15 protein-coding genes and 1 pseudogene are annotated in these 13,749 nt (G+C 62.0%); 8 read left to right on the forward strand and 8 right to left on the reverse strand.

Annotated elements, in window-relative coordinates:
- The first annotated feature begins 74 nt into the window (after positions 1-74).
- The 3 genes from BBI10_RS03860 (at position 75) to BBI10_RS03870 (ending at position 3,653) form a co-directional block, all read left to right on the forward strand.
- Positions 75-2,414 carry a FimV/HubP family polar landmark protein gene (locus BBI10_RS03860; RefSeq protein ID WP_065986917.1) on the forward strand — a complete coding sequence of 780 codons (2,340 nt, stop codon included), beginning with the start codon at positions 75-77 and terminating at the stop codon, positions 2,412-2,414.
- 3 nt (positions 2,415-2,417) lie between these two features.
- On the forward strand, positions 2,418-2,714 hold the full coding sequence (locus BBI10_RS03865; RefSeq protein WP_065986919.1) for a SelT/SelW/SelH family protein: 297 nt from the start codon (positions 2,418-2,420) through the stop codon (positions 2,712-2,714).
- Positions 2,715-2,834: 120 nt separating this feature from the next.
- A complete protein-coding gene (locus tag BBI10_RS03870) occupies positions 2,835-3,653 on the forward strand; it encodes a UDP-2,3-diacylglucosamine diphosphatase (RefSeq protein ID WP_065986920.1) in 819 nt (272 codons plus the stop codon).
- 64 nt (positions 3,654-3,717) lie between these two features.
- Here BBI10_RS03870 and BBI10_RS03875 read toward each other — a convergent pair whose 3' ends face one another.
- Positions 3,718-4,029 carry a DUF962 domain-containing protein gene (locus BBI10_RS03875; RefSeq protein ID WP_065986922.1) on the reverse strand — a complete coding sequence of 104 codons (312 nt, stop codon included), beginning with the start codon at positions 4,027-4,029 and terminating at the stop codon, positions 3,718-3,720.
- A 106-nt stretch (positions 4,030-4,135) separates the two neighbouring features.
- A complete protein-coding gene (locus BBI10_RS03880; RefSeq protein WP_065986924.1) occupies positions 4,136-5,590 on the reverse strand; it encodes a TrkH family potassium uptake protein in 1,455 nt (484 codons plus the stop codon).
- Between the two features lie 174 nt (positions 5,591-5,764).
- Here BBI10_RS03880 and BBI10_RS03885 point away from each other — a divergent pair, with 174 nt between their 5' ends.
- On the forward strand, positions 5,765-6,325 hold the full coding sequence (locus BBI10_RS03885) for an NAD(P)H nitroreductase (protein ID WP_065986926.1): 561 nt from the start codon (positions 5,765-5,767) through the stop codon (positions 6,323-6,325).
- Between the two features lie 175 nt (positions 6,326-6,500).
- Here the strand turns inward: BBI10_RS03885 and BBI10_RS03890 are convergent, their stop codons facing one another.
- From BBI10_RS03890 to BBI10_RS03910, 6 genes and pseudogenes are all read right to left on the reverse strand, one after another.
- The gene (locus tag BBI10_RS03890) at positions 6,501-7,838 is read right to left on the reverse strand and encodes a sensor histidine kinase (RefSeq protein ID WP_065986930.1); all 1,338 of its coding nucleotides are present in this window, start codon (positions 7,836-7,838) and stop codon (positions 6,501-6,503) included.
- A 93-nt stretch (positions 7,839-7,931) separates the two neighbouring features.
- On the reverse strand, positions 7,932-8,375 hold the full coding sequence (locus BBI10_RS03895; protein WP_065986932.1) for a Spy/CpxP family protein refolding chaperone: 444 nt from the start codon (positions 8,373-8,375) through the stop codon (positions 7,932-7,934).
- A gap of 290 nt (positions 8,376-8,665) precedes the next feature.
- Positions 8,666-9,343, reverse strand: coding sequence for a response regulator transcription factor (locus BBI10_RS03900; protein ID WP_065986934.1), 678 nt, complete (start codon positions 9,341-9,343; stop codon positions 8,666-8,668).
- A 3-nt stretch (positions 9,344-9,346) separates the two neighbouring features.
- Positions 9,347-9,445 (reverse strand): annotated as a pseudogene (locus BBI10_RS28500) (translation initiation factor 2); the annotation flags it as partial.
- 169 nt (positions 9,446-9,614) lie between these two features.
- Positions 9,615-9,914 carry a YciI family protein gene (locus tag BBI10_RS03905; RefSeq protein ID WP_065986936.1) on the reverse strand — a complete coding sequence of 100 codons (300 nt, stop codon included), beginning with the start codon at positions 9,912-9,914 and terminating at the stop codon, positions 9,615-9,617.
- 1 nt (position 9,915) lies between these two features.
- The gene (locus BBI10_RS03910) at positions 9,916-10,524 is read right to left on the reverse strand and encodes a septation protein A (protein WP_065986938.1); all 609 of its coding nucleotides are present in this window, start codon (positions 10,522-10,524) and stop codon (positions 9,916-9,918) included.
- A gap of 65 nt (positions 10,525-10,589) precedes the next feature.
- On the opposite strand from BBI10_RS03910, the gene BBI10_RS03915 reads away from it, so the two are divergent.
- From BBI10_RS03915 to scpB, 4 genes are all read left to right on the forward strand, one after another.
- Positions 10,590-11,450, forward strand: coding sequence for a PHP domain-containing protein (locus BBI10_RS03915; protein WP_065986940.1), 861 nt, complete (start codon positions 10,590-10,592; stop codon positions 11,448-11,450).
- 13 nt (positions 11,451-11,463) lie between these two features.
- Positions 11,464-12,096 carry an L-threonylcarbamoyladenylate synthase gene (locus tag BBI10_RS03920; RefSeq protein WP_108121457.1) on the forward strand — a complete coding sequence of 211 codons (633 nt, stop codon included), beginning with the start codon at positions 11,464-11,466 and terminating at the stop codon, positions 12,094-12,096.
- A gap of 140 nt (positions 12,097-12,236) precedes the next feature.
- Complete coding sequence (locus tag BBI10_RS03925; protein WP_163022142.1) at positions 12,237-12,935, forward strand: segregation and condensation protein A; 699 nt, start codon at positions 12,237-12,239, stop codon at positions 12,933-12,935.
- Positions 12,936-12,952: 17 nt separating this feature from the next.
- Entirely contained in the window at positions 12,953-13,744 is a 792-nt protein-coding gene (gene scpB / locus BBI10_RS03930; RefSeq protein WP_065986944.1) for an SMC-Scp complex subunit ScpB, read from the forward strand.
- The last annotated feature ends 5 nt before the right edge of the window (positions 13,745-13,749 follow it).

Consider the following 13,749-nt stretch of genomic DNA (forward strand, 5'->3'; position numbering starts at 1 on the left):
TGATGCTGCCCGGATGACGTGTCCGGGCATACCGAATGTGCAGGGAAGCCTGCCTCGTCTTCAAAAGGGTTCGCATGCTGAAGAGTTTTCAGGCCGGTAGTCGTCGTGAAGGGGGTGCGCCTCTTCGCGTTCAGTCGGGTCTTCGTTCGGGTTTGCTCGCCATCGGGCTCGCCTCGGCCGCGTTGCTGCACAGCTCCGTGGCGGCTGCGCTGGGTCTGGGCGAAATCAGCCTGCATTCTGCGTTGGGGCAACCCTTTAACGCCGATGTCGAATTGATTGAAGCGGGTGGGATGAGTCCCGATGAAATCGTCGTCGGGCTCGCGCCGCCCGAAGCCTTTGCCAAGGCTGGCGTGGAGCGCGTGTTCTTTCTCAACGACCTGCGTTTCACTCCGGTGATCCGTGGCAACCGCAGCGTGATTCACATCGAATCCCACAAGGCGGTCACCGAGCCGTATCTGAATTTCCTCGTCAGGCTGGTACGGCCGAACGGCGACCAGCTGCATGAATACACCGTGCTGCTTGATCCGCCGACATCGCCGACCGGGCTCGCCGCGACGCGCAGCCGTACTCAATCGCCAGCGGCCCGCGCGACAAATGATGATTCGCGTCTGCCGGTCGCGCCGCCCCAGGCTCGACAGGGCAAGCACTACACGGTCGTGTCCGGCGACACGCTGGCGGGTATTGCCCGGCAGGTACAGGCGCCGGGCAGCAAGACCTCTTCTGCCGAGTTGATAAAAGGCGTGGTGGCGCTCAATCCGCAAGCGTTTCCCAATGGTGAGCGCAGCCAGTTGAAGGTCGGTCAGAGCCTGTTGCTGCCGGACAACGCCGTTGAACCGAAGACCGCCAATGGGTCTGCTGCAGGCAGCGCCACCTCGGCCGCAGCCTCCGCCCCGACGCCTGCCTCGGCGAAGCAGAACGCCAGCGATCAGTTGTCGGCGGCGGCGCTGGAAAACCAGCAGTTGAACAACACGCTGGACGACCTCAAGCAGCAAGTCCAGACGTCCACCGTCGAAGAGGCCGACAAGGACAAGCAGATCATCGAACTGCAGACCCAACTCGCCGAACTCAAGGCCCAATCGGCCAAGCCTGTGGCGGCGCCAGTTGCTCCCGCCCCCTCGACGGTGGCGACGACTCCAGCTGACACGACGGCGGCAACGCCGGCTGCACCCGCTCCGGTAGCCACTCCCGTACAAGCGCCGGTGCCGGTTGCCGCCGAGGATGACTTCCCCTGGACGTCGGTTCTGGCAGCGCTGTTGGTGATATTGCTGCTCCTCGCGCTGGCCTGGTCTGTGCGCCGCAACCGGATCAAAAATCAGCTGGCCCTCGAGCCTGTGCCGGCGGAACCGGTGGTCAGGTCTGCGGCCACGGTCACCCCGGTCTTCGAAGTGCCGGCGGTCACCCCGGCGCGTCCGGCTTCGTCAGCACCTGCCGGCCAACGTCTGGCCGGTGCCGCCACTGACGCCCTGGATGGCGCGAGCATTTACATCGCCTACGGTCGCTTCGCCGAAGCACTGGCCATCCTGCGTGATGCGTTGGGCAAACAGCCCGAGCGCACCGATGTTCGCCTGCGCATTCTCGAACTGCTCGGCGAGCAGGGCGACATCGATGCGTATGACGAAGAAGAACGCGTGCTCCTGAGTCAGGGCGTCGACGCGCAGAAGCTTCAGGATATTCGCAATCGTTACCCGAAACTGAAGCCCGAGCCCGTGGTGCCCGCAGCGCCGTCCGCGCCAGTCGCGTCGCCAGCCATGACCTCGGCCGCAGCCTCCGCCGCGGCCCTGGGTGCTGCCGCGGTGCTGGCCAGCCAAACAGCTTCGGCCAGTCAGGCATCAGAAGAACCGCCGGCGCTCAGCCTGACGGAACCCACCCAGTTGGACGAAAATGCGGCCGCATCACTGAACCCGGTCGACCCTGCCGACGATTTCCAGCTCAACCTCGACGACCTCTCCATGGACGCCGACTGGGATCTGGTTGATCCGTTCGACAGCACGCCCGCCCCGCGCAAGCCCGCGCCTGTACTCGAAGCCGAACCTGAACTGGACACTTCGTTCTCGTCCGACCTCACGCAGCTGCCCGAGGTGTTCGAGATGCCCGAAGAGCAGTTCCTCAGCGACTTCGCCGAAGAGGAAACGCCGCCGGAAATGGACGTTCAGTTCGAGGCCGGTCCGGCAGTCATTGTGCAGAGCAACAGCGATCTGCTGGACGACGCTTTTCTCGACAGTTTCATGATCGAGGAGGGCGGCTTCGATCTGCTGAGTCTGGACGAAGAGCCGCTGAGCAAGATCAATGAGGCGCAGGTGCTGATCGATGAAGGCAATGTCGACGAGGCCCGTCGGCTGTTGCAGGAAGTGATCGACGGCTCCGACGACGGCCCGCAGCAAACCGCCCGTGATTTGCTGGCAGGGTTGGGCTGACCGATGTCTGCCAAGCCTGAAATCACCATCACCTACTGCACACAGTGCCAATGGCTGTTGCGCGCCGCCTGGCTGGCTCAGGAATTGTTGAGCACCTTCACCGATGATCTCGGCAAAGTGTCGTTGATCCCTGGCACCGGCGGTGTATTTCGCATCACCTGCGACGACGTGCAGATCTGGGAGCGCAAGGCCGACGGCGGGTTTCCCGAGGCCAAGGTGCTCAAGCAGCGCGTGCGTGACCAGATCGATCCGGCCCGGGACCTGGGGCACAACGATCGTCACGCCGGCCTGGATACCTGAGCGCGCATCGGGTCTGGGAAATTGTTAATCGATATGTCGTGTCATCAAAGCTAAACACCGCCGTCATGTTCATATCACCGACCACGTCCACGCTTGGGAAAACCAAAGTGGAGGTGGTCCATGAGCATTGCCGAGAGCGTGAAACCCAGTCGTAAACAACGTGTCCGGACCTTGTGGATCTCTGACGTGCATCTGGGAACCCGCGACTGCCAGGCCGAACACCTCTCCGGATTTCTCAAGCAATACCACGCCGACAAAGTGTACCTGGTGGGCGACATCATCGACGGCTGGAAGATGCGCGGCGGCATGTACTGGCCGCAAGCCCACACCAACGTCATCCGCCGTCTGCTGACCATGAGCAAGCGCGGCACCGAAGTCATTTACGTCACCGGCAACCACGACGAATTCCTGCGCCGCTATTCAAAACTCATTCTAGGCAACATCCAACTGGTCGATGAAGCCGTGCATCTGACCGCCGATGGTCGTCGTCTGCTGGTGATCCACGGTGACCAGTTCGACGTCATCACGCGCTACCACCGCTGGCTGGCGTTTCTTGGCGATTCGGCCTACGAATTCACCCTGACCCTCAACCGCTGGCTCAACCACTGGCGCGCCAAATACGGCTACGGCTATTGGTCGCTGTCGGCGTACCTGAAGCACAAGGTCAAGACTGCGGTGAATTTCATCAGCGATTTCGAGGAAGCCATCGCCCATGAGTGCGTCAAGCGCGGGCTGGACGGGGTGGTGTGCGGGCACATTCACCACGCCGAAATCCGTCAGGTGGGCGGCGTGGAATACCTCAACTGCGGCGACTGGGTGGAGTCCTGCACGGCGTTGATCGAGCACTGGGATGGCACGATCGAGCTGTTCCGGTTGGCCGATGCCCACGTCAAAGCCAAAAGCCCGGAAACAGCGCAGCCCGTGGGCGAGACGGTCTGAGCAGGCAGCTTTTACTCAAACCGTGGGGCAGCAAGGCGTCATGCGCGACGCCGACGAGTGCCGGTCAAAACGGTACTTTGCCCCTGAGCATGTCTCCGTACATGACGAAATCACCGAGCAGGCTGTAGAACGGATGCTTGAACGTGGCCGGACGGTTCTTCTCGAAAAAGAAGTGGCCGATCCAGGCGAAGCTGTAGCCTGCCAAGGGCAGTACCCACAACAATGTCCAGTGAGCGCTGAGCACGGCGAATGCCAGAATCAGGATGACCAGACTCGTGCCGATGAAATGCAAGCGTCGGCACGTGCTGTCCCGATGTTCGTGCAGATAATACGGATAGAAGTCTTCGAATCGGTCGAAACGCTTCACTGTTTCCACAAGGCTATGCTCCGGGCAGGGTATTGGTTGAGCTTAGTCGAGCCCCCACTGCCCGCCGCGACATTTCTCGGGGCTACGCAGCTGACGTTGCCCGGCCCGCAGTGTTCTAGTGCCGCCAGAACGCCGGTATGCACAGCACCAGCACCGTGATGATTTCCAGCCGACCGAGCAGCATGCCCAGTGACAGAATCCACTTGGCGGCATCCGGCAGCGTCGAGAAATTACCCGCCGGCCCGATGGTTTCACCGAGCCCCGGCCCCACCCCTGACACGGTGCTGGCGGCGCCCGTCAGCGCAGTCATCCAGTCCAGCCCCAGCAGCGACAGCATCAGCGCGATCAGGCAGATGGTGAAGGTGAAGAAAAACGAGAAGGTCAGAATCGAACGCACGATCTCGTCGTCCAGCCGGTGACCGTTGTACTTCTGCTTGATCACCGCGCGCGGGTGGATCAGCTGGTGCAGGTTGGCGCGCAGCAGGATGTAGGCGACCTGAAAGCGGAAGATCTTCACGCCGCCCGCCGTTGACCCTGAGCATCCCCCGATGAACCCCAGGTAGAAAAACAGCATCAGCGCGAAGTTGCCCCACAGGCTGTAGTCCCCCAGGGCGAAACCAGTGGTCGTCACCACCGAGGTCACGTTCAGCGCGACATGGCGCAACGCGTCGTACCACGGCAGATCGGTCGTCGCCCAGTACCAGGCGGTCATCACCAGCCACATCACCAGCAGCAGGACGAGAAAACCCTGCACCTGTTGATCCTTGAGCAGCGCCCCGCGATTGCCCCGCAGCGTCGCCACATAGAGGGTGAACGGCAGGGCGCCGAGGATCATCACCACGATGGCCACCCAATGCACGGCGGGCTGCGGCCATTTCGCCAGTGACTGATCCGAGGTGGAGAACCCTCCGGTCGATATCGCCGACATCGCGTGATTGATGGCGTCGAACAGGCTCATGCCCGCCCACCAGAACGCCAGCGTGCCCAGCACGGTGATGCCGAGGTAAACAAGCACGATGAATTTGGCGACCATGTGCGAACGCGGCATGACTTTTTCGGAACGGTCCGACGACTCGGTCTGAAACAGGCGCATACCGCCGATGCGCAACAGCGGGAGAATCGCCACGGCCATGCCGATGAAGCCGATGCCGCCGAGCCAGTGCAGCAGCGATCGCCAGATCAGGATGCCGGGGGACATGGTGTCCAGGCCGCTGAGCACGGTGGAGCCCGTCGCGGTGATGCCGGACATGCTTTCGAAGAAGGAGTCGGTGTAGCTGATGTGTTGGGTAAGCAGAAACGGCAGCGCCGCAAAGATGCAGACGATGACCCAGCTGCTGACCGTCAGCAGGTACATGTCCCGGGGCCGCAGGTGCACGTGTTCAGGTCGGCCCTGGCCCACCAGCGCCAGCCCGGACACGAAGGTAATCAGGCTCGACCACAGAAACGACGGCATGTCGGCGGTGCGGTGGAAGATCATCAGGGTGATCATCGGCACGACCATGGCGATGGCCAGGGTAATCAGGAAGATGCCGATAATGAAACCGATGATGCGGAGAGTCGGCAACGCCATGCAGTCGCTCTGATCAGGTAGTGAGAGGGCGGCCATTCTACTCGCGAGCCCGTTGGTGTAAACCGAGGCATTTCCGAGAGTGTTGTAAGTAATTGCCCCGGTTAATCGTTATTGAAGTTCAAGACTGCACCGAGGGCACTACAATGGCCCGTCATTTTTCCTGGAGACGACTTAATGGAAGCGCTCGACGTATTGCTTAATCGCGTGTCCGTGCCCCGCTTGATCGAACCCGCCCCGGACGCCGAGCAACGCGAGATCCTCTTCGGCGCAGCCCTGCGCGCGCCTGACCATGGCGTCTTGCGGCCTTATCGATTTCTGACCGTCGAAGGCGACGCACGCAACCGCATGGGCGAACTGCTGGCCCAGGCATTGATCGACAAAGGCGGCGATGTTGAGGCCAAAGCGCTGGACAAGGCCCGTAACGGACCGTTGCGCGCGCCCTTGGTGGTGGTGGTCATCGCCAAGTTGACTGACCACTTCAAAGTGCCGAAAAAGGAACAAGTGATCACCGCAGGGTGCGCTGCCCACGGCATCCTCCTGGCCGCTTATGCGATGGGCATTGGCGCGGTCTGGCGCTCGGGGGATTTGTCCTACTCCCGCCACGTCGCCGAAGGGCTGGGTCTGACAGCCGAAGAAGAAGTCGTCGGCTTTCTGTACCTCGGCACGCCGCAAAATCCGCCGCGTGAACCCGCGAAGCCGGAGGTTGCTGGTTTTGTGAGCGCGTGGGAGGGGTAACAAACTGGTTTCATCCTGCTATAAGCGCCGGCCCCGATCTGTAGGACTGGCTTTAGCCGGGAAGGCATTAAGCGTTACACCGCAAAACTGAGGTGTACAGACAGGCCTCTTCCCGGCTGAAGCCGGTCCTACCAGTCACCGCACCCATTCAGCGGGAGCGGCTGCGAACAGGGAATCAACCGTGCAAAGCGGTTAACTCGCGCGGCACGACGATGCTGGCCACGAATCCGCCCTGCGGGTGATTGCCCAGCACCAGCGTTCCGCCGTGCTTCTCGGCGGCGCGTTTGGCAATGGCCAGGCCGAGCCCGTAGCCCGGCGCAGTCTGGTTGGGCGCGCGATAGAACGGCTCGCCCAACTGCGCCAGATGCTCCGGATTGGCGCCGGGACCATGGTCCCGCACGCTGAGCCGCCATTCATCCCCCTCAAGGGTTGCGCTCAACTCGATCGGCTGACCCACCGGATTGAAGCGCAGCGCGTTGCGCAGCAGGTTGTCCAGCGCCCGTTCCAGCACGCTTGGCCAGCCCTGCAACTGCACCCCTGGCTGCACCGACACCGAAACCGTCTGCTCGCCGCCGCCCATCTCCGTCTCGGCCTGCAGATGATGCAAAAGCCCCGACACATCCACCGCCGTGGCGCTGCCCATGTCGGCGTCCAGTCGTGCCAGCGCCAGAATTTCGCTGATCAACTCTTCCAGCCGGTCGCACTCACGGGTCAGGCGCGGCCACAGCTTGTCGCGCTCCACCGGTTCTGCGCGTTCGGCCAGGGCCAGGGCAATCCGCAGCCGGGCCAGGGGAGAGCGCAGTTCATGGGAAACGTCGCGAAGCAGCTGGCGCTGGCTGCTGATCTGACTTTGCAGGCGGGCACCCATGCGGTTGAAGTCGTTCGCCAGCACGCCAAATTCATCACGGCGGTTGGCCAGTCGCGCCAGGCTGTTTTGCTGGTAGGTGGTCTGGCCGAGGTCATGCACCGCGCCGCGCAGACGGCTTAGCGGGCGGGTGATCGACAGCGTCACCATCAGGCTGAACAACGTCAGCACCACCAGCGCGATGCCCAGCGCGCTCAGCGGCCAGACCAGACTGTCGCGGTGCCACGCGTCCAGCTCCGGATGTGGGATCCGGTAAATCAGCAGGTAGGTTTCACCGGTTTTTTCACTGGTGTATTCGGAGGTCAGTCGCCGCCACGGCAGTGGTCGTGTGTCGTCATTCTGCCGCTCTTCAAAAGCCGCCGCGCGGGGCGGGAAGGTGCCGGGAATCACCGCTTCGCCGCTGTCGTTGAGCACCTGAACGTCGATGTGGTATTTGCGCTTGAGGTCTTGCAGATAATCCTGGGCGGATTTCTCGCCTTTGTCCTCGTACAACTCCACCCACTTCTGCGGCAAGTTGTGCAGGCCGGGATGACGGCTGAGAATCCAGGCGTCCTGATTGAGGACATGGCCCATCAGGATCGACAGGCCCGCTACCAACGCGATCGCAAGCCAGAAGCTCGCCAGGATTCTCCAGAACAATGAACGCACGTGCTGCCCTCGACCCGGTGTGTCAAAAAGAAAACCCGACACGCCGGGGAGCGTGTCGGGTTGGGGGAAGTGTAATGCCGCGCCAGCAGGCAGTTACTGGGTTTTTTGCGCTTTCTGCGCTTTCCACGCTTCGAACTCGGCGCGATCCGCACGGCGCTGGGCTTCATCCTTCTGGATCTGGTCGAAGGTCTTCTGTTGCTCCGGCGTCAGCAGGGCGCGGATGCCGGACTGGGTTTTGGCCCGGGCAGCTTCCTGTTCATCCATCATCGCCTTCTGGTCGGCGGGCGACAGCTTGGCCAGGTACTTCTGGGTGATCTCGGAGCGGCCGCGCCACTGATCGCCCATCATCTGGTCGACTTGCTGACGTTGTTCAGGGGTCAGGTTGAGTCTTTCCATCGGGCCGTGGCGATGATGCATGCCGGGGCCTTCAAAGCCAGGACCGCCAGGGCCACCCATAGGGCCAGCTTCCGGAGGCATGGCCATTGCAACGGTAGGCAGGGCTGCGGCGAACATCAAAGCCATCAAAGTCTTGCGCATGGTGAATCTCCTTGTCTCGATTTCGGCTCTGTGCCGGTTGAGGCCAGTTTAGGGAGATCAAGGTCAAGGGAGGTCAGGGGTCGGTAAAGCTTGGGTAAAGGGGGCGCGCTGGCGTGTTGACGTAGTGTGCCTGCTACCGAGTGCGCGCCCAGCTGTAAGCGGCAAGCCACAAGATTCAAGCCAAAAAGCAGTCCGGCGTCGCTGCCGATGCTGTTGCTTGTGCTGTCGCTGTCGCTGTTGCTTGCAGCTTGCAGCTTGCAGCTTGCAGCTTGCCGCTCCCAACTGCCTCGTCAGAGGCTGTAATAATACCCGCGGCTGCGCAGGGCAACGATGCGCGGGCGGCCGTCGGCGTGGGGGCCGATCTTCTTGCGCAGGTTGCTGACGTGCATATCAAGGCTGCGGTCGTAGAGCGTCAGTTTGCGGCCCAGGGCCAGTTGCGCCAGCTCCTGCTTTTCCAGTGGTTCACCGGGCTGGCCGAGCAAGGCCTCAAGCAGACGCGCTTCGGAGACCGTCAGGGTGAATTCCTGCTCGTCAATCGTGACCACTCCCCGTGCGGGACTGAAGCACAGATCGCCCAGTTCGATTTGCGACGATACCGCCGTCGGATGGCTACGGCGCAGCACCGCGCGCAGACGCGCTGTCAGTTCGCGAGGATCGCAGGGCTTGGCCAGATAATCATCGGCGCCCAGCTCCAGACCCAGAATGCGGTCCAGCGGTTCGCCGCGCGCCGAGAGCATCAGCACGGGAAGGTCGGGGTGATCGGTGCGCAATTGTTTGAGCACTTCCAGACCGCTGCCGTCGGGGAGCATCACGTCCAGCACCACCGCAGCGGGTGCGGATTCGGCAAGCGCTTTGCGCGCGCTCTGGCCATCGTGGCAGGCGCGCACGGCGAACCCTTCCTGACTCAACCAACTGCTCAGGAGCTCACACAGCTCCTGGTCATCATCAATAAGTAACAGCTCGCTCATGACTCACTCATTTAGCCACTGCCGACGACGTCGACGCCGGCCGCTGGCAAAGATACCGCACTGGAGGGCCACCCTGGCTGCGTGACCCCTCGTGACAAACCATTATTGTTCGGTCAATACCCACAAGGCATGACCGCCCGTGCCTCTTTGAGCCGCAGTCAAAGCCTTTGGTTCTAGCAACTTATCGGCAGGGCAGTGCGTAGGGTGAACTTCAGAAGGCGGGTGAAGGCGGTCCGGCCCGGTGTACAGAGCCGGGCGCCTGACAGACGTTTCAGGGCAGGACTTGCTTGAACGGTTTGACGATCACGTCAGCGTAGACACCCGCTGCCACATAGGGATCCGCCTCAGCCCAGGCCTGGGCGTCCTTGAGGGACTCGAATTCGGCGACGATCAGGCTGCCGGTAAACCCTGCAGTGCCCGGGTCGATGCTGTCTATCGCAGGCATCGGGCCGGCGAGGACGATGCGCCCTTCGGCCTTCATTGCGTTCAGGCGCTCAAGGTGCGCAGGGCGCGCGGCCAGGCGTTTTTCCAGCGAGTTGGCGACGTCGGTTGCCACGATTGCGTAGAGCATGTCAGTCCTCTCTTTTTTTGTTTGTAGGCTGGGTTGACGGATCGGCGTCATGGATATGGCGAGCCAGGTAGATGCCCTGGCCGACCAGGAACAGCAGGGTCATGCCCAGGCTGCCGAACACCTTGAAGTCGACCCAGAATTCTTGATAGGTAAACGCCACATAGAGATTGGCCGCGCCGCAGAACAGGAAGAACACGATCCAGGCGATGTTCAGTTTGGTCCAGACCGCCTGCGGCAGGGTCAGCGCGTGGCCCATGATGCGTTGAATCAACAGACGATCGCCGATGAAGTGACTGCCGGCGAAGATCAGCGCGAAGACCCAGTTCACCACCGGGGCTTTCCACTTGAGGAAGGTTTCGCTGTGGAACGCCAGGGTCAGGCTACCGAACACGAGGCAGGCAATCAGCGTCAGCCACTGACTTTTTTCCAGTTTGCCCTGACGGACATAGAGGACGCCGTAAACCACGAGGGAACTGGCGATCAGCATCGCGGTGGCGCTGTAAATCCCGCCTACCATGAAGCTGTGGCCAAGGACATCGACGGCTTGCGGGCTGATTTTGTAAACGATGAAGAACAGGATGAGCGGGATGAAGTCGATGAATTGTTTCACAGTAAGAGCCAGAAGCTGGATGTGACGGCATAATAACAAACATCAATGACTGCGAAAGCGCCCCTATGAACGTCGATCTGCACTGCCACAGCACCGCTTCCGATGGCGCCCTTGCGCCCGCGGTACTCGTCGCGCGTGCCCACGAGCACGGCGTGAAAGTCCTCGCACTCACCGACCACGACACCCTCGAAGGCCTCGCCGAGGCCCGTGCTGCGTCGCTTGCGCTGGGTATGCAGCTGATCGACGGCATCGAATTGTCCTGCACCTGGGGCGGTGCCACCATCCATGTGCTGGGCTATGGGTTCGATGTGGACGCCCCGCAATTGCGTGAGGCGATCGAGCAATTGCACACCGGCCGCTGGTTGCGGGCCGAAGAAATAAGCCGCAAGTTGGCGATGAAAGGTATGCCCGGCGCGCTCGAAGGTGCGCGTGCGGTGCAGCAGGCGCTGGGCGACAGCGGTAATGCGCCGGCCCGGCCGCACTTTGCCGACTTTCTGGTCAACCAGGGGTTCGTCAAGGACCGCGCCGAAGCGTTCCGCAAATGGCTCGGTGCGGGCAAGCTGGGCGACGTCAAGCAACACTGGCCGACCCTTGAGCAAACGGTGGCGACCCTGCGCGCCGCCGGGGCGTGGGTCAGCCTCGCGCACCCTTCGCATTACGATTTCACCCGCAGCAAGCGTCGCAAGCTGGTCGCCGACTTCATTCAGGCCGGCGGCCACGCCATAGAAGTGGTCAACGGCCTGCAGCCTGCCGATCAGGTCGGCAGTCTGGCTATTCTGGCCCGTGAGTTCGGTCTGCTGGTCAGTGCCGGCAGTGATTTTCATGCCCCAGGCGCATGGTCTGAAATCGGCGTTTATCGCCCATTGCCCGAAGACCTGCCGCCCCTTTGGTGTCGGTTCAAACATGACCAGCCTACTGCCGTCTGAACAGGAAATTACCGTGAGTCAATTTTTCCAGGTCCACCCGGAAAACCCGCAAGCGCGCCTGATCAAGCAGGCCGTGGAAATCATCCGGGCGGGCGGTCTGGTGGTTTACCCCACCGATTCGTCCTACGCATTGGGTTGCCAGATGGGCGACAAGACGGCCGTCGAGCGCATCCGTCGCCTGCGTCAACTCGATGACAAACACAATTTCACGCTGATGTGCAGCGATCTGTCCCAGCTGGGATTGTTCGCCAAGGTCGACACGGCGGCGTTTCGTGTGCTCAAGGCGCACACGCCGGGGCCGTACACCTTCATTCTCGGCGCCACACGTGACGTACCGCGTCTGGTCCTGCACCCCAAGCGGCGCACCATTGGCCTGCGCGTGCCGGGTCATCCCATCGCGCAGGCGCTGTTGCAGGAACTGGGTGAGCCGCTGATGAGCGTCAGCCTGATCATGCCGGGCGAGACCATTCCGATGAGTGACCCTTACGAGATGCGCGGGATTCTCGAGCATCAGGTGGACCTGATCATCGACGCCGGCGAGGGCGGCATCTCGGCCTCGACCGTGGTCAACCTGACCGATGGCGAGCCCCAAGTGGTGCGTGTGGGTTGCGGCGATCCGACGCCGTTTGGGGTCGAAGTCGAGTGACCGAGGCGCAAACGCTGGAGGCTCAGACCGGCGCTCCGCCCGACCCGCAGGCCAACGCCCAGCAAGAGCTGCCGTTTGCCATGGTCTACGGTCAGGCCGTCACGCAAATGCCGGTCGACCTGTACATCCCGCCGGATGCGCTGGAAGTGTTCCTCGAAGCCTTCGAGGGCCCGCTGGACCTGCTGCTTTACCTGATTCGCAAACAGAACATCAATATCCTCGACATCCCCGTAGCGGAAATCACCCGTCAGTACATGGGTTACGTCGAACTGATGAAAACCGTGCGCCTGGAGCTGGCCGCCGAGTACCTGGTCATGGCGGCCATGCTTGCCGAGATCAAATCGCGCATGTTGCTGCCGCGCTCGGAAATGGCCGAGGAAGAAGAAGGCGATCCCCGCGCCGAACTGATCCGTCGCTTGCAGCAATACGAGCGGTTCAAGGCGGCGGCAGAAGGCATTGACCAGCTGTCCCGCGTGGGCCGCGATGTACTGGTGCCCCGGCTGGAGGCGCCCGAAGCGCGGGTGCGCAAGTTGTTGCCGGACGTCGCCCTCGAAGAGCTGTTGATGTCGATGGCCGACGTGCTGCGCCGTGGCGACATGTTCGAAAGTCACCAGGTCAGCCGCGAAGCGCTGTCCACCCGCGAGCGCATGAGTGATGTGCTGGAGCGCTTGAAAGGCGCGGGTTTCGTGCCCTTCGCCGAGCTGTTCACGGCAGAAGAGGGGCGGCTGGGCGTGGTGGTGACGTTCATGGCGGTGCTGGAACTGGTCAAGGAGCAACTGGTGGAGCTGGTGCAAAACGAAGCCTTCGCCGTTATTCATGTGCGGGCGCGAGCCGAATAAAGAGCAAGAGCTGATCAATGAACCTGAATGAACCCCGCGATCTGGCGCCGTTGCTCGAAGCGTTTCTGCTCGCCTCCGGAAAACCGCAGTCCCTGGAGCGTCTCTACGAGCTCTTCGAAGAGGGCGAGCGGCCCGAACCGCCGGTGTTCAAAAAGGCGCTGACGTTGCTGGGCAAATCCTGCGACAACCGCGCCTTTGAGCTGAAAGAAGTCGCCACCGGCTATCGCTTGCAGATCCGCGAGAAGTTTGCGCCCTGGGTCGGGCGTCTGTGGGAAGAACGCCCGCAGCGTTATTCGCGCGCCCTTCTGGAAACCATGGCGCTGATCGCTTATCGCCAGCCGATCACCCGGGGCGAGATCGAGGACGTGCGTGGCGTCGCGGTCAACACCAACATCGTCAAGACCCTGATGGAGCGCGAATGGATCAGGATCGTCGGCTACCGCGACGTGCCCGGCAAACCCGCGATGTTCGCCACCACCAAAGCCTTTCTTGATCACTTCAACCTGAAAAACCTCGACGAACTGCCGCCACTGGCCGACCTGCGCGAGATGGAAACCGAGCCGGTGCTTGAATTCGACGACGCACCTGTGCCCGCGCACTTGCAGGCGTTGGCCGATGCCAGCCTGCCACTCGATGCTGACGCAGAGCCTGAGGCACCCCGGGATGAGACCAGTTTCCGCAGCTTGTTGGCCGAGCTGGATACTATGGAGCAGGGCCTGAAAATCGACTTCGACGATTTATTGCTCGATGAGGCCGATAAAGAGTCTGAATTGGAAGAACCGCCGCAGGACGATGAAGATCCGCGGTGACGAAC

The sequence above is a fragment of the Pseudomonas graminis genome (genome assembly GCF_001705435.1).
Classification (GTDB): Bacteria; Pseudomonadota; Gammaproteobacteria; order Pseudomonadales; family Pseudomonadaceae; genus Aquipseudomonas; species Aquipseudomonas graminis_B.